Source organism: Pseudomonas sp. ADPe, assembly GCF_014843515.1.
Classification (GTDB): domain Bacteria; phylum Pseudomonadota; class Gammaproteobacteria; order Pseudomonadales; family Pseudomonadaceae; genus Pseudomonas; species Pseudomonas citronellolis.
Genome location: NZ_CP062122.1, coordinates 1,468,929 through 1,489,335 on the forward strand (window position 1 = coordinate 1,468,929; position 20,407 = coordinate 1,489,335).

19 protein-coding genes are annotated in these 20,407 nt (G+C 68.8%); 7 read left to right on the forward strand and 12 right to left on the reverse strand.

Going from position 1 to position 20,407, the window contains the following annotated elements; all coding sequences use genetic code 11:
* Window positions 1–15: 15 nt before the first annotated feature.
* Window positions 16–1,395, reverse strand: a complete 1,380-nt coding sequence (locus IG194_RS06675) for a sensor histidine kinase (protein ID WP_058487257.1) — start codon at window positions 1,393–1,395, stop codon at window positions 16–18.
* Entirely contained in the window at window positions 1,373–2,083 is a 711-nt protein-coding gene (locus tag IG194_RS06680; RefSeq protein ID WP_009616884.1) for a response regulator transcription factor, read from the reverse strand. Before IG194_RS06680 ends, IG194_RS06675 begins: the two co-directional genes overlap by 23 nt.
* Window positions 2,084–2,223: 140 nt before the next feature.
* Between IG194_RS06680 and IG194_RS06685 the strand changes: the two genes are divergently transcribed.
* The 4 genes from IG194_RS06685 (at window position 2,224) to IG194_RS06700 (ending at window position 6,914) form a co-directional block, all read left to right on the forward strand.
* A complete protein-coding gene (locus IG194_RS06685; protein WP_058487258.1) occupies window positions 2,224–4,998 on the forward strand; it encodes a response regulator in 2,775 nt (924 codons plus the stop codon).
* 8 nt (window positions 4,999–5,006) lie between these two features.
* Complete coding sequence (locus IG194_RS06690) at window positions 5,007–5,996, forward strand: 2-hydroxyacid dehydrogenase (protein WP_058072441.1); 990 nt, start codon at window positions 5,007–5,009, stop codon at window positions 5,994–5,996.
* A 79-nt stretch (window positions 5,997–6,075) separates the two neighbouring features.
* Window positions 6,076–6,516 (forward strand): hypothetical protein, encoded by a 441-nt coding sequence (locus IG194_RS06695; RefSeq protein ID WP_058487259.1) that lies wholly within the window; start codon window positions 6,076–6,078, stop codon window positions 6,514–6,516.
* The gene (locus IG194_RS06700) at window positions 6,513–6,914 is read left to right on the forward strand and encodes an META domain-containing protein (RefSeq protein WP_009616877.1); all 402 of its coding nucleotides are present in this window, start codon (window positions 6,513–6,515) and stop codon (window positions 6,912–6,914) included. Before IG194_RS06695 ends, IG194_RS06700 begins: the two co-directional genes overlap by 4 nt.
* A 153-nt stretch (window positions 6,915–7,067) precedes the next feature.
* On the opposite strand, the gene cadR is transcribed toward IG194_RS06700, so the two are convergent.
* The gene (gene cadR, locus IG194_RS06705; protein ID WP_058487260.1) at window positions 7,068–7,535 is read right to left on the reverse strand and encodes a Cd(II)/Pb(II)-responsive transcriptional regulator; all 468 of its coding nucleotides are present in this window, start codon (window positions 7,533–7,535) and stop codon (window positions 7,068–7,070) included.
* 85 nt (window positions 7,536–7,620) lie between these two features.
* Between cadR and IG194_RS06710 the strand changes: the two genes are divergently transcribed.
* The 3 genes from IG194_RS06710 (at window position 7,621) to IG194_RS06720 (ending at window position 11,292) form a co-directional block, all read left to right on the forward strand.
* Complete coding sequence (locus tag IG194_RS06710; RefSeq protein WP_058489648.1) at window positions 7,621–9,882, forward strand: heavy metal translocating P-type ATPase; 2,262 nt, start codon at window positions 7,621–7,623, stop codon at window positions 9,880–9,882.
* Between the two features lie 183 nt (window positions 9,883–10,065).
* Window positions 10,066–10,467, forward strand: coding sequence for a DUF4398 domain-containing protein (locus IG194_RS06715; protein WP_058487261.1), 402 nt, complete (start codon window positions 10,066–10,068; stop codon window positions 10,465–10,467).
* Window positions 10,468–10,512: 45 nt separating this feature from the next.
* Window positions 10,513–11,292, forward strand: coding sequence for an OmpA family protein (locus tag IG194_RS06720; RefSeq protein ID WP_058487262.1), 780 nt, complete (start codon window positions 10,513–10,515; stop codon window positions 11,290–11,292).
* Window positions 11,293–11,533: 241 nt separating this feature from the next.
* Here the strand turns inward: IG194_RS06720 and IG194_RS06725 are convergent, their stop codons facing one another.
* From IG194_RS06725 to IG194_RS06765, 9 genes are all read right to left on the reverse strand, one after another.
* Window positions 11,534–12,052, reverse strand: a complete 519-nt coding sequence (locus IG194_RS06725; protein WP_058487263.1) for an O-acetyl-ADP-ribose deacetylase — start codon at window positions 12,050–12,052, stop codon at window positions 11,534–11,536.
* Window positions 12,053–12,098: 46 nt separating this feature from the next.
* Complete coding sequence (locus IG194_RS06730; RefSeq protein ID WP_009616537.1) at window positions 12,099–12,431, reverse strand: hypothetical protein; 333 nt, start codon at window positions 12,429–12,431, stop codon at window positions 12,099–12,101.
* Window positions 12,428–13,348 carry an alpha/beta hydrolase gene (locus tag IG194_RS06735; RefSeq protein WP_058487264.1) on the reverse strand — a complete coding sequence of 307 codons (921 nt, stop codon included), beginning with the start codon at window positions 13,346–13,348 and terminating at the stop codon, window positions 12,428–12,430. The genes IG194_RS06730 and IG194_RS06735 overlap by 4 nt, the downstream gene beginning before the upstream one ends.
* A 146-nt stretch (window positions 13,349–13,494) precedes the next feature.
* Window positions 13,495–14,799, reverse strand: a complete 1,305-nt coding sequence (locus tag IG194_RS06740; RefSeq protein ID WP_043271293.1) for a flavohemoglobin expression-modulating QEGLA motif protein — start codon at window positions 14,797–14,799, stop codon at window positions 13,495–13,497.
* Complete coding sequence (locus IG194_RS06745; protein ID WP_009616534.1) at window positions 14,796–15,359, reverse strand: hypothetical protein; 564 nt, start codon at window positions 15,357–15,359, stop codon at window positions 14,796–14,798. Before IG194_RS06745 ends, IG194_RS06740 begins: the two co-directional genes overlap by 4 nt.
* Window positions 15,360–15,413: 54 nt before the next feature.
* Window positions 15,414–16,127 carry a TetR/AcrR family transcriptional regulator gene (locus IG194_RS06750; protein ID WP_009616533.1) on the reverse strand — a complete coding sequence of 238 codons (714 nt, stop codon included), beginning with the start codon at window positions 16,125–16,127 and terminating at the stop codon, window positions 15,414–15,416.
* A gap of 448 nt (window positions 16,128–16,575) precedes the next feature.
* Window positions 16,576–18,081, reverse strand: a complete 1,506-nt coding sequence (lysS, locus tag IG194_RS06755; RefSeq protein WP_058487265.1) for a lysine--tRNA ligase — start codon at window positions 18,079–18,081, stop codon at window positions 16,576–16,578.
* A 118-nt stretch (window positions 18,082–18,199) separates the two neighbouring features.
* A protein-coding gene (gene prfB / locus IG194_RS06760) for a peptide chain release factor 2 (protein WP_099049077.1) occupies window positions 18,200–19,295 on the reverse strand; the annotation gives its coding sequence in 2 pieces (ribosomal slippage) (window positions 18,200–19,222 and window positions 19,224–19,295; 1,095 coding nt in all).
* 78 nt (window positions 19,296–19,373) lie between these two features.
* Entirely contained in the window at window positions 19,374–20,396 is a 1,023-nt protein-coding gene (locus tag IG194_RS06765) for a response regulator (protein ID WP_058487266.1), read from the reverse strand.
* Between the last annotated feature and the right edge of the window lie 11 nt (window positions 20,397–20,407).

Below are 20,407 nucleotides of genomic sequence, written 5' to 3' on the forward strand. Positions count from 1 at the left end.
TGGCGCCGCACGGCGTCAGGCGGCCGGCAGGCGCAGGTGCATGCGCAGGCCGGGGTTGCCGCGCTCGGCCCAGAGTTCGCCGCCCTGCAGGCGGATGGCGCTGCGGGCGATGCTCAGGCCCAGGCCGAAGCCCTCGCCGGAACGCGCCGCGGAAAGGCGGGTGAAGGGCAGGAAGATGCGTTCCAGGTCGGCGGCCTCCACCCCCGGCCCCCGGTCGGCCAGGCACAGGTGCCAGTAGTCGCCTTCGCGCTGGCCGAGCAGGCGGACGCAACCGCCCTCCGGGGAATGCCGGATGGCATTGCGCAGCAGGTTCTCCAAAGCCTGCGCCAGGCCATTGAGGTGGCCGCGGACGACGCAGTCCGCCGGCACCTCACAGTGGAAGCGCGAAGGCGCCCAGCCGGACTCGAAGCCGGCGTCCTCCACCAGCAGTTCCCACAACGGCAGGATGGCGACGTCCTCCAGCGGCAGGCGCGGCCGCTCGGTGTCCATCCAGGCCAGCTCCAGGGTGTTGGCCACCAGCCGCTGCATGACTTCCACCTCGCGCTCCAGGCGCAGGCGCAGCGGGTCCTCGGCCGCCGCGCTCTCGGCAGCGACGCGCAGGCGGCTGAGCGGCGTGCGCAGCTCGTGGGACAGGTCGCGCAGCAACTGGCGCTGGAACTCCACGTGGCCGCTCAGGCGCTGGGCCATGTGGTCGAAGGCGCGGCCCAGCTCGCCCAGCTCGTCGCGGCGGACGCTGACCTCGCGGGCGGCACCCGAGCCCAGGTCGTCGGCGCGCAGCGCGTTGGCGTGCTCGCGCAGGCGCGCCAGCGGGTGGATCAACTGGCGGTAGAGCAGCCCGCACAGCAGCAGCGCCAGCGCGGCGGGCACCACCCCATGGGTGAAGATGCGCGCCAGCGTGGAGTAGCCGGCGGGCTTGAAGCGTTGCGGCAGTTGCAGCACCAGGCGGCCGTCGGCGGGGTGCTCGGGGAAGGGAATGCCGATGTAGGGCAGGCTCCGGCTGCGGTTGCTAACCGGCCAGTCCAGGCCGCGCTGGAAGGTCAGGCGCGTGGCCTCCTCGATGCTCAGCGGCTGGCTGCCCAGGGGCTGCAGGCGGCCGTCCAGCGCCACCATCCAGGTCTGCTCGCTGGCCCGCATGCGTGCCAGCCAGTCGTCCACCGCGGCCTCGCCGCCGGCGTTCCAGGCCCGTTCCAGGTCGGCCGCGTAACCGCGGAGCACGGCCTGGGCCTGGGTATCGAGGAAATAGCCGCGGCGCTCGACCTGGCGGCCCCAGGTCCAGGACAGCCAGATCAGCACCAGGCAGAGCAGCACCACCGGCACCGCCAGGCGCCAGAACAGCGAATGGCGGCTGGGCAGTACCTGGCGGGCGCGCCGCTCACTCGGCACTAGCGAAAACATAGCCCTTGCCCCAGACCGCGCGCAGTTGATGGCGCGCATAACCGATGGACTGCAGCTTGCGGCGCAGGTGGCTGACGTGCATGTCCAGGCCGCGGTCGTGGGCGGTGTAGCCACGGTTCAGCACGTGCTGGTAGAGGAACGGCTTGCTCAGGGTTTCGTCGACGTTGCCGAGGAAGGTTTCCAGCAGGCGCTGCTCGGTGGCGGTGAGCGCCGCGGACTGACCTTCCCAGGCCACCTCGCAGGGTTCCTCGCTCAGCCGCAGCCCGGCGTCCGCGGGGCCGGCCGGCAGCAGGCTGCCGCGCTCCAGGGCGACGCGGCGGAGGATGGCGTCGATGCGCACGTTCAGCTCCGCCAGGCTGAAGGGCTTGGGCAGGTAGTCGTCGGCGCCCTGGGAGAAACCGGCGATGCGGTCCTGCTCGGCGCCCAGGGCGGACATCAGGATCACCGGCACGCGCTGCTCGCGGCGCAGCTGGCGCAGGGCCTCCAGGCCGCTGCAGCCGGGCAGCATGACGTCCAGCAGGACCAGGTCGAAGGCCTCGCTCAGCGCCTGGTCGAGCCCCTCGCGGCCGTCGCGGCACCAGGTCACGGCGAAGCCGCGCTGGCTCAGGTGGCTGTGCAGGTGGGCGCCCAGGGTAGGGTCGTCCTCGATGGTCAGCAGGCGGGGTTGGCTGGTGGCGGTCGGCGTCATGACAAACAAGACTTATTCGCGAACGACAAGTATTCATGACAGCGCCTGCCCAGGGCAAGCGCAGCCGTCCGGCGGTCAATGTTCGGGATTCCCGCCCGGCGACCCGCTAAACTGCCCCGAAACCGTTTGGGAGGACGCGCGTGTTCAAGGATCTCGGCATCAAGGGGCGGGTGCTGCTGCTCACCCTGCTGCCCACCAGCCTGCTGACGCTGGTGCTGGGCGGCTACTTCACCTGGGTGCAGCTGTCGGACATGCGCGTGCAACTGATCGAGCGCGGCCAGCTGATCGCCGAACAGCTCGCCCCGCTGTCGGCCTCCGCCCTGGACCACGGCGACCTGCCGCTGCTGGAGCGGATCGCCAACGAGGCCCTGGACCAGCCCGACGTGCGCGCGGTGACCTTCCTCAACCCCGAGCGCGTGCGCCTGGTGCATGCCGGGCCGAGCATCCTCACCCCCATGCCCAGCGGCGACGGCAGCCACCTGAGCCTGGTCAGCAGCCTGGATACCACGCACTTCCTGCTGCCGGTGCTGGGCCGCCACCGCAGCCTGTCCAGCACCCCGGAAGAGGACGCCAACCGCCTGCTCGGCTGGGTCGAGCTGGAACTCTCGCACCACGGCACCCTGCTGCGCGGCTACCGCAGCCTGTTCACCAGCCTGCTGCTGATCGTCACCGGCCTGGTGGTCACCGCCCTGCTCTCCCTGCGCATGAGCCGCGCCATCAGCGCGCCCCTGGGGCAGATCGCCCAGGGCGTCGCGCAGCTCAAGGAAGGCCGCCTGGAAACCCGCCTGCCGGCCCTGGGCAGCCACGAGCTGGACGAGCTGGCCGCGGGCATCAACCGCATGGCCGAGGCGCTGCAGAGCGCCCAGGAAGAGATGCAGCACAACATCGACCAGGCCACCGAGGACGTGCGGCAGAACCTGGAGACCATCGAGATCCAGAACATCGAACTGGACCTGGCGCGCAAGGAGGCCCTGGAGGCCAGCCGCATCAAGTCCGAGTTCCTGGCCAACATGAGCCACGAGATCCGCACCCCGCTCAACGGCATCATCGGCTTCACCAACCTGCTGCAGAAAAGCGACCTGACCGTGCGCCAGCAGGACTACCTGGGAACCATCCAGAAGTCCGCCGAGAGCCTGCTGGGGATCATCAGCGAGATTCTCGACTTCTCCAAGATCGAGGCCGGCAAGCTGATCCTCGAGAACATCCCGTTCAACCTCCGCGAGCTGGTCCAGGACACCCTCACCATCCTCGCCCCGGCCGCCCACGAGAAGCGCCTGGAGCTGGTCAGCCTGATCTACCGCGACACCCCGCTGAACCTGGTGGGCGACCCGCTGCGCCTGAAGCAGGTGCTGACCAACCTGGTGAGCAACGCCATCAAGTTCACCCACGAAGGCACCATCGCCGTGCGCGCCATGCTCGAGGACGAGAACGACGAGCGCGCGCAGCTGCGCATCAGCGTGCGCGACACCGGCATCGGCCTGACCAACGCCGACCTGCGCGCGCTGTTCCAGGCCTTCAGCCAGGCCGACAACTCGCTGTCGCGGCAGGCCGGCGGCACCGGCCTGGGGCTGGTGATCTCCAAGCGCCTGATCGAGCAGATGGGCGGCGAGATAGGCGTGGACAGCAGCTCCGGCGAGGGCTCGGAATTCTGGATCAGCCTGAGCCTGCCCAAGGCCCGCGAGGACAGCGACGACAACCTGCCGGCGCCGCCCAGCGGCCACCACGTGGCGCTCTGCGAACCCCATGAGCTGACCCGCGCCGCGCTGCACCACCAGCTGGAGGACTGCGGCCTGGAAGTGCACGAGTTCGAGGACCTCGACGCCCTGCGCGCGGCCCTGGACAAGCCCGCCGACGCCGGCAGCGCGCCGATCGGGCTGGCGATGCTCGGCGTCAACCTCGCCGACAGCCAGCCGGACGTGCTGCGCCAGACCATCCGCGACTTCGAGTTCAAGGGCTGCAAGACCCTGGTGCTCTGCCCCACCGTCGACCAGTCGCAGTACAACGCCGTGCTGCCCGAGGGCCAGGTGCAGAGCAAACCGGCCTGCACGCGCAAGCTGCAGCACGCTCTCGACCAGCTCCTGCACCTGCGCCCGGCGCGCCAGGACAAGCCCTCGCCGCGGGCCGAGCGCCAGGTGCCGCACCTGCTGTGCGTCGACGACAACCCGGCCAACCTGCTGCTGGTGCAGACGCTGCTTTGCGACCTGGGCGCGGAAGTCACCGCGGTGGACAACGGCCTGGCCGCGGTGGAAGCAGTGCAGCGCGAGCGCTTCGACCTGGTCTTCATGGACGTGCAGATGCCCGGCATGGACGGCCGCCAGGCCACCGAGGCGATCCGCCACTGGGAAGCCCAGCGCGAGGTCAGCCCGGTGCCCATCGTCGCCCTCACCGCCCACGCCCTGGCCAACGAGAAGCGCGCCCTGCTGCAGGGCGGCATGGACGACTACCTGACCAAGCCCATCGACGAGCGCCAACTGGCCCAGGTGGTGCTCAAGTGGACCGGCCTGGCCCTGGCCGGCCGCGGCGTGGCGGCCCAGGGCGCGCGCTTCGCCGCCGACGGCCTGGCCGTGCTCGACCCCGAGGAAGGCCTGCGCCTGGCCGCCGGCAAGGCCGACCTGGCCGCCGACATGCTGGCCATGCTGCTCGCCTCCCTGGCCGCCGATCGCCAGGCCATCCGCCTGGCCCGCGAGCGCAACGACCGCGCCACCCTGATCGAGCGCGTGCACCGCCTGCACGGCGCCACCCGCTACTGCGGCGTGCCGCAACTGCGCGGCGCCTGCCAGCGCGCGGAAACCCTGCTCAAGCAGAACGACCCGCAGTCCGGCGCCGCGCTGGAGGACCTGGACCACGCCATCGGCGAACTGACCCGCGCCACCGAAAGCCACACCGGGCAGCGCACGCCCCACGACACCCATTGAGGCCGGCCATGCGCATCATCCTGTTCAGCAGCCAGAACTACGACCGCGAGAGCTTCCTCGCCGCCAACCCCGGGCACGGCTTCGAACTGCACTTCCAGCAGAGCCCGCTGCGCCCGGACACCGCCGCCCTGGCCATGGGCTTCGAGGTGGTCTGCCCGTTCGTCAACGACGACCTCTCGCGGCCGGTGCTGGAGCAACTGGCGGCCGGCGGCACGCGGCTGATCGCCCTGCGCTCGGCCGGCTACAACCACGTCGACCTGGCCGCCGCCCACGCCCTGGGCCTGACCGTGGTGCGGGTGCCGGCCTACTCGCCGCACGCGGTGGCCGAGCACGCCGTGGGGCTGGTCCTGGCCCTGTGCCGGCACCTGCACCGCGCCTACAACCGCACCCGCGAAGGCGACTTCTCGCTGCACGGCCTGACCGGCTTCGACCTGCACGGCAAGACCGTCGGCGTGGTCGGCAGCGGCCAGATCGGCCAGGTGTTCGCGCAGATCATGCGTGGCTTCGGCTGCCAGGTGCTGGCCTACGATCCCTACCCCAACCCGGCCATCGAGGCCCTCGGCGGGCGTTTCGTCGGCCTTGACCAACTGCTGGCCGAGTCCGACATCATCAGCCTGCACTGCCCGCTCAACGACGCCACCCGCCACCTGGTCAACGCCGACAGCCTGCAGCGCATGAAGCGCGGCGCCATGCTGATCAACACCGGCCGCGGCGCGCTGGTGGACACCCCGGCGCTGATCGAGGCGCTCAAGAGCGGCCAACTGGGCTACCTGGGGCTGGACGTCTACGAGGAGGAAGCGGAAATCTTTTTCGCCGACCGCTCCGACCTGCCGCTGCAGGACGACGTGCTGGCGCGCCTGCTGACCTTTCCCAACGTGATCATTACTGCGCACCAGGCCTTCCTCACCCGCGAGGCGCTGGCGGCCATCGCCGGGACCACGCTGGACAACATCGGCGCCTGGCGCCAAGGTGCCCCTGTCAACCTCGTCGAACCCTGAGCCCCGGGGCCGTGGCCACGCCGCCACGGTCGCGAGTCCGGGCCACTTCCCCTACTATGGGCGGACTTTCGGAGGACCCATGGCTCAACACGATTTCCGCTACAACCTGCTCAACCCGCAACACACGCTGAACGAATGCCGCGCGCTCGGTCCGGGCCTCTACCAGGTCACCGGCAACGGTGGCTCGATCCAGAACGGCGACACCCTGCTGGTCAGCCTCAAGGGCAGCCGCGACCTGAGCATGACGCTGACGGTGGACAAGGTACGCCACCTGATCAACCCGCCGGGGCAATGGACCGCGGTGGCCAAGGGCCCGGTGTTCAAGGAACTGTCGATCCTCAACTGGCAGGTCAAGTGCGACGGCTGCGGGACCATGCTGGACTTCGAGTTCGCCGTCGACGCCAGCCTCGGCAAGCCCGCCCACACCCCCGCCGCCACCGCGCGCATCGCCGAACTGGGCTGGACGGTGGACGGCGACCGCCACCTCTGCCCCGCCTGCCAGGCCCGGGGGAACCCATGAACAAGACACTGACGACCCTGCTCGGCGCCCTGCTGCTAGCCGGCTGCGCTCAGCACCCGACGGAACCGGAAAGCGACCAGGCCTACCGCGTGGAATGGATCGGCAAGCGCCCGCTGGTGGGCCGCAGCCACGTCAGCCTGACCTTCGACGGCCAGGGCCGCGCCTTCGGCAACGCCGGCTGCAACCACTGGTTCGCCAGCTACCAGCTGGACGGCGAAACCCTGAGCTTCGGCCAGCCCGGCAGCACCCGGCGGATGTGCGCGCCGGCGCTGATGGAGCAGGAGCAGCGGTTCTTCCAGGCGCTGGGCGAAGTGCAGCGCTGGGAAATCACCGACAAGGGCGAACTGCGCCTGCTCTCGGCCGACAGCCGCGTGCTGCGGATGTGGCCGGAAGATTGAGGCGCCCAGCGGCTCTTCGTAGGATCGAGAGGGACGCCTAGTTCTTGCTCGCGAACGAGGCGTCCGGGGACTCTGTCGCCAGGCCTGAGAGCGCCCTTGCCGGCGCAATCGCGGATGAATCCGCTACGAGGGGAATGCCTACGCTGTTTTTTCTCAATGCCGGCCATGCACCCCGGGCACGTGCAGGTGCCCGGCCTCGGCGCAGGCTTCCGGCACCGCAGAGGGCTCGGCGGGCAGCTGCAGTTCGCGGAGGATGCCGCAGTCCTCGCTGTTGCCGCTGCCGCTGCAGCGAGCACGCAGATCCTGCAGTTGCTGGCGCAGCGACTGCAACTCGGCGATACGCACTTCCACGTGGTGCAGGTGCTCGTCGATCAGCCGGTTGGCGGTGCCGCAGTCGGACTCGGGGCGGTCGCGCAGGCCGAGGAGGATGCGGATTTCCTCCTGGGTCATGTCCAGCGAGCGGCAGTGGCGGATGAACGACAGCCGCTCGACGTGGGCGTTGTCGTATTGCCGGTAGTTGCCGCCGGTGCGCACCGGCTCCGGCAGCAGGCCCTCGCGCTCGTAGTAGCGGATGGTCTCCACCGGGCAGCCGGTCAGTTTCGCCAGTTCACCGATCTTCATCGCCCTTCCCTCCCGGAACCGCTTGACTCTGTAGTTGCTACAGGGTGTGCAATCGCAAGCATACCGTCAAATGGGAAACGACCTGATGACCGACGCCAACAGCCGCCAGCCTGGATGCGGGCCCTGCTGCCACGACCACGCCCCCGCCGCCGTCCATCGCCATGAACACGAGCATGGGCATGACCACCACCACGAGCGCCCGCGCCACGCCGAACCGGCGCTGGGCGCTACTGCGGCCGCCACCGGCGAGCTGCGCTGGAGCAGCCTGCGCATCGAGGCCATGGACTGCCCCACCGAGGAGCGCCTGCTGCGCGATGCCCTGGGCAAGCTGCCGGCGGTGGAGCAACTGGAGTTCAACCTGATGCAGCGCCTGCTCAAGGTGCAGCACCGCTTCGACAGCCTGGAGCCGCTGCAGAAGCTGGTCGCTTCCCTGGGCATGCAGGCCGAGGCCGTGGAAGACGGCCAACTGCTCACCAGCGCCCCAGGCAAGCACAAGCCCTGGTGGCCGCTGGCCCTGGCCGGGGTGCTGGCGCTGGCCGCGGAAGTCTGCGAATGGTTCGCCCTCGGCCCGCAGTGGCTGGTGGCCGGCCTGGCGCTGGCGGCCATCCTCGGCGCCGGCCTGCCGACCTACCGCAAGGGCTGGATCGCCCTGAAGAACCGCGACTTGAACATCAATGCGTTGATGAGCATCGCCGTGACCGGCGCCATGCTCATCGGCCAGTGGCCGGAAGCGGCCATGGTCGCGGTGCTGTTCGCCATCGCCGAGCTGATCGAGGCGCGCTCCCTGGAACGCGCGCGCAGCGCCATCCGCGGCCTGCTGCAACTGGCCCCGGAACAGGCCACGGTGCTGCGCGACGGGCAGTGGCGGGACGTGCCGGCCAAGTCGGTGGCCGTGGGCGAGCGCGTGCGTGTGCGCCCCGGAGAACGCATCGCCCTCGACGGCGAGGTGGTCGAGGGCCGCTCCAGCGTCAACCAGGCGCCCATCACCGGCGAGAGCCTGCCGGTGGAGAAACAGGCCGGCGAAGCCCTGTTCGCCGGCAGCATCAACGGCGAGGGCGCGCTGGAGTATGCGGTGAGCCGCGGCGCCGACGACAGCACCCTGGCGCGGATCATCCACGCCGTGGAAGAAGCCCAGGGCTCGCGGGCGCCGACGCAGCGCTTCGTCGACCAGTTCGCGCGCATCTATACGCCGGTGGTGATCCTCATCGCCATCGCCACCGCGCTCATCCCGCCGCTGGCCTTCGGCGGCGCCTGGCTCGACTGGGTGTACCGCGCCCTGGTGCTGCTGGTGATCGCCTGCCCCTGCGCGCTGGTGATCTCCACCCCGGTGACCATCGTCAGCGGCCTGTCGGCGGCGGCGCGCGCCGGCATCCTGATCAAGGGCGGGGTGTTCCTCGAACTGGGCCGCCAACTGCAATGGCTGGCCCTGGACAAGACTGGCACCCTCACCGAGGGCCGCCCGACGCAGACCGATTTCCACGGCCTGCGCGGCGACGAGGCGCGCGCCCGGGTCCTGGCCGCGAGCCTGGCGGCACGTTCCGACCACCCGGTATCCCAGGCCGTGGCCCGCGCCGCCGAGGCCGACGGCCTGGCGCTCTATGGCGTCGACGCGCTGGAGGCCATCCCCGGCCGCGGCGTGAAGGGCGTGGTCGACGGCCGCCTGCACCACCTGGGCAACCATCGCCTGGTGGAGGAACTGGGGCTGTGCTCGGCGGCGCTGGAAGCACGCCTCGACGCCCTGGAGCAACAGGGCAAGACCGTCATCGTGCTGCTCGACGACGAAGGCCCGCTGGCGCTGTTCGCCGTGGCCGACGCGGTCAAGCAGACCAGCCGCGAGGCCCTCGCCGAGCTGCACGGCCTGGGTGTGAAAACGCTGATGCTGACCGGCGACAACCCGCACACCGCGGCCGCCATCGCCGCCCAGGTGGGTATCGACCAGGCCCGCGGCAACCTGCTGCCCGAGGACAAGCTGCGCGAGGTCGAGCAGCACCAGGCCGGCGGCGCGCGGGTGGGCATGGTCGGCGACGGCATCAACGACGCCCCGGCCCTGGCCCGCGCTGACATCGGCTTCGCCATGGGCGCGGCGGGCACCGACACGGCCATCGAGACCGCCGGCGTGGCGCTGATGGACGACGACCTGCGCAAGCTGCCGCAGTTCATCCGCCTGTCGCACCGCACCCACGCCGTGCTGGTGCAGAACATCAGCCTGGCGCTGGGCATCAAGGCTGTGTTCCTGGCCCTCACCCTGGCTGGCCTGGGCACCCTGTGGATGGCGGTGTTCGCCGACATGGGCGCCAGCCTGCTGGTGGTGTTCAACGGCCTGCGCCTGCTCCGCCTGCGCTTCTGAAAGCCGCGCCGCAGACATGGCCGCCCCGCCGGGCGGCCATTTTTTTTGAACCCTCGGACAAGTCCTCAAGTCCCCAGTAGTACCTGGCCATCACGGGACAACGCCGCAGCGCAGGGCTGCGAACGGCCGGGCCGGGCACCGCCCGCTGAGAATCCGCGTTCCCCAGACGAGAGGACTCGAACAATGGAACTGAAAACACCCCAATCCCGCCTCGCCTTCCTGCGCACGGGCCTGCTGGCCGGCCTCGGCGCCCTGGCCCTGGCCGGCTGCGCCGGCAACCCGCCGAGCGAACAGATGGCGGTCACCGAATCGGCGGTGAACGCCGCGGTCAGCGCCGGCGGCCCGCAGTACGCGCCGCTGGAGATGAAGACCGCCCAGGACAAGCTCGCCCAGGCGCGCATCGCCCTCAACGACAAGGAATACGAGCAGGCCAGGCGCCTGGCCCAGCAGGCCGAATGGGACGCCCGCGTGGCCGAGCGCAAGTCGCAGGCGGTCAAGGCGCAGAACGCCGTCAAGGACGCCCAGCAGGGCGTGATGGAAATCCGCGAGGAAGGGCTGCAGAAGCTCCAGCAGCCACAGCAATAGGCGCCCTTCCCCATTCCCCCCTCCGGATCATTAAGGACGACAGCCATGCGTAAACTCATCGCCCTCCCCGCCCTCTCCAGCCTGGCGCTGCTGCTGGCCGCCTGCGCCCACGAGCCCAACGCCAACCTGGAGAAGGCCCGCAGCGACTACTCCGCCCTGCAGGCGCAACCCCAGGCCACCCAGCTCGCGGCCCTGGAAACCAAGGACGCCGGCGACTGGCTGGCCAAGGCCGACAAGGCCTACCGCGACGGCGAGAAGCAGCAGGACGTGGACCAATTGGCCTACCTGACGCAGCAGCGCATCAACCTGGCCAACCAGACCATCGCCCTGAAGAGCGCCGAAGGGCAGCTGCAGAACGCCTCGGCGCAGCGCACCCAGGCCCGCCTGGACGTGCGCACCCAGCAGCTCAAGGAGCTGCAGGCGAAGCAGACCCAGCGCGGCACCCTGGTGACCTTCGGCGACGTGCTCTTCGACCTCGACCGTGCCGACCTCAAGCCCGAGGCCAGCCACAACATCCAGCAACTGGCCAGCTACCTGCAGCAGAACCCCGAGCGCAAGGTGCTGGTCGAGGGCTACACCGACAGCAGCGGCTCGGCCGGCTACAACCAGGGCCTGTCCGAACGCCGCGCCGACTCGGTGCGCATGGCCCTGCTGGCCCAGGGCGTGGACCCGGCGCGGGTGACCACCCGCGGCTACGGCAAGGACTACCCGGTGGCGAGCAACGCCACATCCTCCGGCCGCGCGCAGAACCGCCGGGTGGAAGTGACCATCTCCAACGACGCCAAGCCGGTGGTGCCGCGGTCGTCGGTGAATAGCAATTACTGATGCGGCTATCCATGTAGGAGCGCGCCCTGCGCGCGATTTCGCGGGCAGGGCCCGCTCCTACAGGTTACTGTGCGACACCTATCCCACCGTAGGAGCGGACCTTGTCCGCGATAGCCGGGACCACCGGCGCGATTCGCGGATGAGATCCGCTCCTACGCCGCCCCACCCGCACCCTTCCCATGTAGGACGATTTCGCGGGCAGGGCCCGCTCCTACGAAGAGCACCTCGGCGCAGTCGGCGCCTAGGCGCCACCCCGCAGCAGGCGCCGGTAGAGTTCGGCCATGTCTTCGGCGAAAGGCACCAGCAACAGACGTTGCAGGCTGCTGCCGGCGGGGCGCTGGCGGCGCAGTTCGGTGATGGCGATGCTGGCCGCCGCTTCCAGGGGATAGCCGTAGATGCCGCAGCTGATCGCCGGGAAGGCTATGCCCTCCAACTCATACTGTTCGGCCAACGCCAGGCTGTTGCGGTAGCAGGCGGCGAGCAGGTCCGGCTCGCCGTGGCCGCCGCCGCGCCAGACCGGGCCTACCGTGTGGATGACGTGGGCGGCGGGCAGGCGGAAGCCAGGGGTGATCTTGGCCTCGCCGGTCCTGCAGCCGCCCAGGTTGCGGCAGTGGTTCGCCAGTTCCGGGCCGGCGGCGCGGTGGATGGCGCCGTCCACACCCCCGCCGCCGAGCAGCGAGCTGTTGGCGGCGTTGACGATGGCGTCGATGCGCAGGGTGGTGATGTCGCCCTGCCAGACGTGGATTTCGGGGTTGCTCATGGTCGCACCCTCCAGGTTGCTCCCAGACTGGCCCCGAAGCATGCCGTCAGCGGACTTCCTGCGGGGTTTCCTCGCCGGCGCAGCGCACGGCGTGCTTCTTGTTGTCCACCAGCACGCCGGAGAGGCCTTTCTGGGTGGTGTCGAACAGCACCAGCACGCCGTCGATGCATTGGGCGATCTGGTTGGCCGGCTCCAGCGAGAGTTTCACGTCCTGCCCGGGAATGCTCTTGAGCATGGTGAACTCGGCCAGCAGCAGGGCGTCCTGCTCCTTGGCGAAGTGCAGGTAGCCGTAGTACCAGAGCGTGCCCACGCTGACGATGATGCTGCCGATGGCGGTGAGGATGTACGGGATCATGTTGCGGTCGGTGCTGGTGGTCATGGCTTGCCCTGGGACTGGCTGGCCGGCTCGGCCGGCGGATCGGTGTTGGGGACTTCGGCCAGGCGGCGCAGGCCGCTGAAGTGCTGCGGGTCGTCGAGGAAGCGCAGCATCACTTCGCGCCAGGTCGGTTCGCCGAAGGTTTCCACGTGCCCGCCGCGGGTCAGCTGGAAGACTTTCGGCGGCCGCGCCGCCTTGTACAGGCTCAGGCCGTTGTCCAGGGGCACGATGGTATCGTCGATGCTGTGAAAGAACAGCACGGGTGCGCCAGAAAGTCGCGGCATGGCGCGTATCGCGCTGTCGCCATCGGGCACGAACCAGGACAGCGGAATCTGCAGCGGCCAGGTCAGCCAGGCAGTGCCCAGGGTGTAGCGGGCCACTTCGCGGTAGCTGGCGGGCACGCCGTCGAGCACCACGGCCTTGAGCTGCTTCACCCGCTCGGGATGCTGCGCCAGGTAGTGCACGCCCATGGCGCCGCCCAGGCTCTGGCCGAGCAGGATCAGCGGCTTGCCCTGGGCCTCGGGGGCCTTGTCCAGCCAGGCGAAGGCGGCGTCCATGTCCTGGTACACCGCCGGCAGGCTGGGCTCGCCCTGGGAATGGCCGTAGCCGCGGTAGTCGAGCATCAGCACCTGGTAGCCCTGTTCCGGCAGCCAGAAGGTGGCCCCCAGGTGCCAGGCCATGTTGCCGCCGTTGCCGTGCAGGTGCAGCACCGTGCCCTTGACCGGCACCCCGGGCTTGGCCGGCAGCCACCAGCCGGCGAGCTTGACGCCGTCGGCGGTGGTGAGGGTGACGTCGCGGTAGTCCAGCTTGGCCCGCGCCGGGGTGATGGCCACGTCGGGGCTGGGGTAGAACAGCAGCGAGCTGCAGCCGCCGAGCAGAAGCAGCAGGGACAGCGCGGCGGCCTTGAAGCGGTGGGTCATGGTCGGGTCATCCTTGGGGCCGGGATCGCTCCCACACCGGTAGCACGGAAGCGCTTTCGTAGGATGGGACGAGCGGAGCTATTCCCATCGATGGGTATCGCTTCGCTCAACGCCATCCTACGGGGCCTGAACGGGTCGGCATGGCGTCAGAGGATATTCGCGTAGTCCGCCTCGATGCGGTCCAGGCTCAGGTGGTTGAGGAAGTTGGAGAAGCACATCCAGGCCGACAGCGCGTTGAGGTCGCGGAACTGCGGCGGCAGGTACTTCGGCGGCACCACCAGGCCCTCGTCCACCAGTTGGCGCAGGGTGCGCATGTCTTCCAGGGTGGCCTTGCCGCAGAACAGCAGCGGGATCTGCTCCAGCTTGCCCTTGCGCACGGCGAGCTGGATGTAGTTGTAGATGAGGATGAAGCCCTTGAGGTACGACAGGTCCTTGGTGAACGGCAGCCCGCCGGGCGTGGAGCCGCGGAACACCCGGCTGGCGTTCTGGTAGCTGCTTTCCTGGCTGTAGCCCTGCTCGCGGTAGAAGTGGAACACCTCGAGGAAGTCGGCGCCCTCCTCCGCCATGTGGATGGCGCGGGTGCGATTGGTCAGCTTGCGCAGGCGCGTGGGGTAGGAGGCGAAGGCGATCACTTCCATGAGGATGGCCAGGCCCTCCTGGGTCACGGTGGAGGACGGCGGGCCCTTGGCCAGGAAGGTGCAGATCGGCTGGTTCTGCCCGTTCAGGGTGGTGCCCACGTGCACCAGGCCCTCGTGGACCTCCAGGGCGCGCACGTCGCGCTCGTTGAACATGGCGTCGGCGCGCACCTTGATGTAGTCGGCGCCGGCCGCGGCGTCGGCGACTATGCCGTCGGACTCGAACACGCGGATGGTGTCCTCGGCCTCGCCGAAGGTCTTGTTCAGGCGCTCCTGCAGCATGGCCACCGCTTCCTTGGCGGTGAGCGTCTTGGGTTCGTCCTTGAGGTCGCCGCGGTCGGCGATGTTGTTCAGGTAGTCCGAGAGCATCAGGCCGAGGTCGGCCAGGGTCGGGTCACCGGCGTGGAAGGCGTCGGAGGCCGAGCCGTAGAGTTCCTGGGAGATCAGCCCGAAGTCCTGGGTGCCGCGCGCCTCCAGCATGCGGATGACCATGCGGTACTCGCGGCACATGCGCCGCATGATCTGCCCCACCGGGTTGAACTGGCCGAGCTGGCGGGTGATGTCGCGCTCCAGGTTCTGGAATTCCTGCTTCTTGGCGTTGCCGTCGAAGGCCAGCGGGCGGCCGTCGTAGTAGCCGCGGTCGACCTTGGGCGCATGCTTGCCGCGGCCCTTGAGGAAGTCCGCGCGCACGCTGTCGTCCCACTTGATGGCGTCGAGCACGCGGATCGGCGTCTGCGCCTCCACCAGGCGGTCGGACAGGCCGCGGATGATCTGCTGGTACTCGCTGGGCGTGCTTTTCTTGCGCCGCGGGTTCATGGGCGTTCTCCCGGAGTCACTCGCTGGAAGCGTAGCGCTTCGTTGAAGACTTCGGCGTTGGCGGGCTCGTCCAGGTAGGCCAGGACGTCGCCCAGGGGGCTGGCCACCAGGGCGCCGGCGCCCTGCTCGCTGTCCACCTTCTGGCCCTGCAGGGTGCCCTTGGCCATGGCCTGGAGGATCTGCTCGACGTCCAGCGAGTAGACCACCAGCTCGTCCTTGTCGGTGATCTCGAAGCCGGCCAGCACGTAGTTGCCGCCCTGGCTCTTGGGCAGTTCGACGGACAGGTACCAGCGCTGGCCGTGGTGGACCACGGTGAAGGGCAGGTCCTCGGCGCTGTCGGTGTTGCCGCTGTCGTCGTAGTAGCTGAAGGCGCGGTACAGGCCCTCGCCGGTGCGGCTGATCTCGAGGAACTGTTCCTCGCCGTATTCGTCGATCCGCGACCACTGGCCGAGCAACTGCTTGGGCGCGGCCTCCTTCGCCGGGATCGGCTCCTTGAAGGTCACCAGGCAGCCGCCGAGCAGGAAGATGCTCAACAGCAGCAAGGCGCGCCAGGCTTTCATCGAAGTCTCCTCAGGGGCCGCGGGCGGCACGCCATATGGGGTCGTCGGCGGGCTTCAGAGGCCCAGCACCAGGTACAGGTAGCGGGTCAGGATGGCGCGCATTTCCACGGTGTCCAGGTGCTCCACGCCATCCAGCAGGCCCTGATACTCCATCTGCAGGATGATGGCCGTCAACACCTTGGCGTCCTGTTCCGGCTGCTGCGAGCCGAGCACCTCGAAGAAGTGCACCACGCCCAGGGAGAGGATGCGCCTGTGGCTCTGCGCCAGCTGTTCCAGGCGCGGGTTGAGCAGCGCCTCCTGGCGGAAGGCCTGCTCGGCCAGCAGGTGCTCGCGGCGCTCGGTGAGCTGCACGCGCACGTACTGGATGGCCAGCTCGGTGATGCGGTCGGCCAGCTCGCGGCGCGCCTCGGGGCTGCCGGTGAGGCCGGCGGCCAGGGCCTGCAGGTCACCCTCGACGCTGGCCCAGAAGGCCGACAGGGCTTCGGCGCTGCGTTCGACGAAGAGCGCGAAGGTGTCGGTGATGAGGTCGTCGATGTCCTTGAAGTAGTAGGTGGTGGCCGACAGCGGCACGTCCGCCTCGGCCGCCACCGCCCGATGCCGCACGGCCCGCACGCCCTCGCGGACGATGATGCGCATGGCCGCGTCGAGGATCGCCTGGCGGCGCTGCTCGCTGCCCTGGCGGGCGGCCTTGCGGCCCTGGTACTGGACACTCTCGGCCACCGCACTGGCGGCCTGGGCGGCGCTGTCTCTGGAAACTGCTCGGGGCACGGTCTTTCCTCCGCTCGCGGGCGATGGCGCATTGTTCGGGCTTTTGCTTGGGGAATCAATTGGTGGCCCGCTGGCGGATGGAAGGGCGGGCTTTGTAGGAGCGCTCGCGAATGCGTTACCCGGCAACTCCATTGTTGCGCCAACCTCCGTTCCCTCTCCCTAACCCTCTCCCTGAAGGGAGAGGGGACCGTTCGGTGTGCTTGGATGTTTTGGAGTCAGCCGGCAACACGGAGGGTTTCCAGCTGAAACCATTCCTTCTCTCGGCACGGACAAGCCCCCTCTCCCTTCAGGGCGGGGCGCGCAGCCGAGGGCTGGGGAGAGGGCGCTCCCAAACCCAGTGCCCAAATCCCCGGCAAGCACCGTTCGCGAGCAAGCTCGCTCCTACGAAGAGCCTTGCCCTCAGGCACGAAAAAGCCGCCCGAAGGCGGCTTCTCCATAGCTCCAGCGCTTACGCCTGCGGGCGCATGTGCGGGAACAGGATCACGTCGCGGATCGACGGCGAGTCGGTCAGCAGCATCACCAGGCGGTCGATGCCGATGCCTTCGCCGGCGGTGGGCGGCATGCCGTATTCCAGGGCGTTGATGAAGTCGGCGTCGTAGTGCATCGCCTCGTCGTCGCCGGCGTCCTTCTCCTTGACCTGCAGCATGAAGCGCTCGGCCTGGTCTTCGGCGTCGTTCAGCTCGGAGTAGGCGTTGGCGATCTCGCGGCCGCCGATGAACAGCTCGAAGCGGTCGGTGACGCTCGGGTCCCGGTCGTTGCGGCGGGCCAGCGGGGAGACTTCGAAGGGATACTGGGTGATGAAGTGCGGCTGTTCCAGCTTGTGCTCCACCAACTCCTCGAAAATCATCACCTGCAACTTGCCCAGGCCTTCGTGGCCGAGGACCTTGGCGCCGGCCTTCTTGGCGATCTCACGGGCCTTGTCGACATCCTGCAGGTCGGCCGCGGTGATGTCCGGGTTGTACTTGAGGATGGCGTCGAACACCGACAGGCGGGCGAACGGCTCGCCGAAGTGGAAGACCTTGTCGCCGTAGGGCACGTCGGTGGTGCCGAGCACCGCCTGGGCCAGCTCGCGGAACAGTTCCTCGGTCAGGTCCATGTTGTCTTCGTAGTCGGCGTAGGCCTGGTAGAACTCGAGCATGGTGAACTCGGGGTTGTGCCGGGTCGAGACGCCTTCGTTGCGGAAGTTGCGGTTGATCTCGAAGACCTTCTCGAAACCGCCGACCACCAGGCGCTTGAGGTACAGCTCCGGGGCGATGCGCAGGAACATGGCCATGTCCAGCGCGTTGTGGTGGGTGGCGAAGGGCTTGGCCGCGGCGCCGCCGGGGATGGTCTGCAGCATCGGGGTTTCCACTTCGAGGAAACCGCGCTCGGACAGGAAGCGGCGGATGTGGGCGATCACTTGGGAACGCACGCGGAAGGTGTGGCGGGTTTCCTCGTTGACGATCAGGTCGACGTAGCGCTGGCGGTAGCGCTGCTCGGTGTCGGTCAGGCCGTGGTGCTTGTCCGGCAGCGGGCGCAGCGACTTGGTCAGCAGGCGCACGCTGCTCATGTCGACGTACAGGTCGCCCTTGCCGGAGCGGGCCAGGGTGCCTTCGGCGCCGATGATGTCGCCCAGGTCCCAGGTCTTGATCTCGGCCAGGGTCTCTTCGGGCAGGGTCTTGCGGTTGACGTAGACCTGCAGGCGGTCGCTGCTGTCCTGCAGGACGATGAAGGCGCCACGGTTGAGCATGATGCGACCGGCGACCTTGACCGGGATGGCTGCGGCTTCCAGCTCTTCCTTGGTCTTGTCGGCGTACTGCTTCTGCAGGTCCGCGAAGTAGGCGTCGCGGCGGAAGTCGTTGGGGAAGGCGATGGCCTTGGCCTCGCGCACGGCGGCAAGCTTTTCCTTGCGCTGGGCGATCAGCTTGTTTTCTTCCTGTTGCAGCTCGTGCTGGTCGAGTTGTTGGTCGCTCATGGTCGTTCTATCTGCCTGGCGTCGATTCATTCAATTAGGGATAACAACTGTAGGAGCGAGCTTGCTCGCGAAGCTCTTCAGCGGGTTCGCGAGCAAGCTCGCTCCTACGGGGTGCGGTCTACAGGCCCTGTTTAAGGCTGGCTTCCAGGTATTCGTTGAGGTCGCCGTCGAGCACCTTGTCGCAATCGCTGCGTTCCACGCCGGTACGCAGGTCCTTGATGCGCGACTGGTCGAGCACGTAGGAACGGATCTGGTGGCCCCAGCCGATATCGGACTTGGTGTCTTCCAGAGCCTGCGAGGCGGCGGTGCGCTTCTGCATCTCCTGCTCGTACAACTTGGCCCGCAGCATTTTCATGGCGGTGTCCTTGTTGGCGTGCTGGGAGCGTTCGTTCTGGCACGCCACCACGGTGTTGGTCGGCACGTGGGTGATACGCACCGCGGAGTCGGTGGTGTTCACGTGCTGGCCGCCGGCGCCGGAGGAGCGGTAGGTGTCGATGCGCAGGTCCGCCGGGTTGATCTCGATCTCGATGTTGTCGTCGATCTCCGGCGAGACGAACACCGCGGTGAACGAGGTGTGGCGGCGGTTGCCGGAATCGAACGGGCTCTTGCGCACCAGGCGGTGCACGCCGATCTCGGTGCGCAGCCAGCCGAAGGCGTACTCGCCCTTGATGTGCACGGTGGCGCCCTTGATGCCGGCGACCTCGCCCTCGGACAGCTCGACGATCTCGGCGTCGAAGCCGTTCTTGTCGGCCCAGCGCAGGTACATGCGCAGCAGCATGTTGGCCCAGTCCTGGGCCTCGGTGCCGCCGGAGCCGGCCTGGATGTCCAGGTAGGCGTTGTTCGGGTCCATCTCGCCGCTGAACATGCGGCGGAATTCCAGCTTCTCGAGGATTTCGCGCAGGCGCTGGACTTCCGCTTCGACGTCGCCGACGGCGCCTTCGTCGTTCTCCTCGACCGCCATGTCGAGCAGGTCGCGGGAGTCGGCCAGGCCGCCGGTCAGCTCGTCGAGGGTCTCGACGATCTGCGCCAGCATGGCGCGCTCGCGGCCCAGGTTCTGGGCGTATTCGGGCTTGTTCCAGACCGCCGGGTCTTCCAGCTCGCGGTTTACTTCGATCAGACGATCATGTTTCAGATCGTAGTCAAAGATACCCCCGAATGGACTGGGTACGGTCGGAGAGGTCCTTGATGCTGTTGAGGATCGGTTGGATTTCCATGGCGGTCAGCACTCACGGGTAATGGCGTGGAAAAACCCGGAAGTATACCCGAGAAAGCCGCCCGTGGGCGGCTGTGCGTCAGCCGGTTGCGCCGCCGTCCACCCCCACCTGGTTGCGTCCGCCGTGCTTGGCGTTGTAGAGCGCGCGGTCGGCGTGTTCGATCAGCCGCAGGCAGCTTTCGCCTTGCCCCGGGGTGAGGGTCGCCACGCCGACGCTGACCGTCAGCACCGCGCCGGAATCCGGCTGCTCGTGGGCGATGCCCAGGGCCTGCACGGTCAGCCGCAGCTTTTCCGCCAGCAGCCGCGCGCCGCCCGGCGAGGTGCCCGGGAGGATGATGGCGAACTCCTCGCCGCCGTAGCGCGCCGGCAGGTCGGAGGAGCGCGCGCAGCTTTCGCGGATGGTCCCGGCCACGCGGCGCAGCGCCTCGTCGCCGGCGACGTGGCCGAAGGTGTCGTTGTAGGCCTTGAAGTGGTCGACGTCGATCAGCAGCAGCGACAGCTGGCTCTGCTCGCGCAGGGCGCGGCGCCATTCCATTTCCAGGTACTCGTCGAAGTGGCGGCGGTTGGACAGCCCGGTGAGGCCGTCGGAGTTCATCAGCCGCTGCAGCACCAGGTTGGTCTCCAGCAGCTTCTGCTGGCTCTCGCGCAGCGCACGGTAGGCCTCGTCGCGCTGCTGCAGGGCGAGGTAGGAGCGCGAGTGGTAGCGCACCCGTGCCACCAGCTCGATGGCGTCGGGCAGCTTGACCAGGTAGTCGTTGGCCCCGGCGGCGAAGGCGGCGCTCTTGACCTGCGGCTCCTCCTTGGTCGACAGGACGATGATCGGGATGTCGCGCGTCTGCGGGTGGCGGCGGTACTGGCGCACCAGCTCCAGGCCGTCGCTGTCGGGCATCACCAGGTCCTGCAGGATCACCGTCGGGCGGATCTGCAGGGCCTGCTCGATGGCCTGGGTGGCGTCGGAGCAGAAGTGGAAGTCGATGCCGCCGTCCTCGGCCAGGGCGCGGCGCACGGCCTCGCCGATCATGGCCTGGTCGTCGACCAGCAGGACCATGACCGCGGTGTCGTCCGGAGTGATCAAGGGGTTCTCGCTATGCTTGGGGTTCATCGTCGTCGTGG

Coding starts and splice junctions, on each gene's coding strand:
- IG194_RS06720 (WP_058487262.1), top strand. CDS start 10,513: ATGCGTAAACTCATCGCCCTCCCCGCCCTCTCCAGCCTGGCGCTGCTG.
- IG194_RS06715 (WP_058487261.1), top strand. CDS start 10,066: ATGGAACTGAAAACACCCCAATCCCGCCTCGCCTTCCTGCGCACGGGC.
- cadR (WP_058487260.1), bottom strand. CDS start 7,535: ATGAAGATCGGTGAACTGGCGAAACTGACCGGCTGCCCGGTGGAGACC.
- IG194_RS06710 (WP_058489648.1), top strand. CDS start 7,621: ATGACCGACGCCAACAGCCGCCAGCCTGGATGCGGGCCCTGCTGCCAC.
- IG194_RS06675 (WP_058487257.1), bottom strand. CDS start 1,395: ATGTTTTCGCTAGTGCCGAGTGAGCGGCGCGCCCGCCAGGTACTGCCC.
- IG194_RS06700 (WP_009616877.1), top strand. CDS start 6,513: ATGAACAAGACACTGACGACCCTGCTCGGCGCCCTGCTGCTAGCCGGC.
- IG194_RS06765 (WP_058487266.1), bottom strand. CDS start 20,396: ATGAACCCCAAGCATAGCGAGAACCCCTTGATCACTCCGGACGACACC.
- lysS (WP_058487265.1), bottom strand. CDS start 18,081: ATGAGCGACCAACAACTCGACCAGCACGAGCTGCAACAGGAAGAAAAC.
- IG194_RS06725 (WP_058487263.1), bottom strand. CDS start 12,052: ATGAGCAACCCCGAAATCCACGTCTGGCAGGGCGACATCACCACCCTG.
- IG194_RS06745 (WP_009616534.1), bottom strand. CDS start 15,359: ATGAAAGCCTGGCGCGCCTTGCTGCTGTTGAGCATCTTCCTGCTCGGC.
- IG194_RS06740 (WP_043271293.1), bottom strand. CDS start 14,799: ATGAACCCGCGGCGCAAGAAAAGCACGCCCAGCGAGTACCAGCAGATC.
- IG194_RS06735 (WP_058487264.1), bottom strand. CDS start 13,348: ATGACCCACCGCTTCAAGGCCGCCGCGCTGTCCCTGCTGCTTCTGCTC.
- IG194_RS06690 (WP_058072441.1), top strand. CDS start 5,007: ATGCGCATCATCCTGTTCAGCAGCCAGAACTACGACCGCGAGAGCTTC.
- IG194_RS06680 (WP_009616884.1), bottom strand. CDS start 2,083: ATGACGCCGACCGCCACCAGCCAACCCCGCCTGCTGACCATCGAGGAC.
- IG194_RS06730 (WP_009616537.1), bottom strand. CDS start 12,431: ATGACCACCAGCACCGACCGCAACATGATCCCGTACATCCTCACCGCC.
- IG194_RS06695 (WP_058487259.1), top strand. CDS start 6,076: ATGGCTCAACACGATTTCCGCTACAACCTGCTCAACCCGCAACACACG.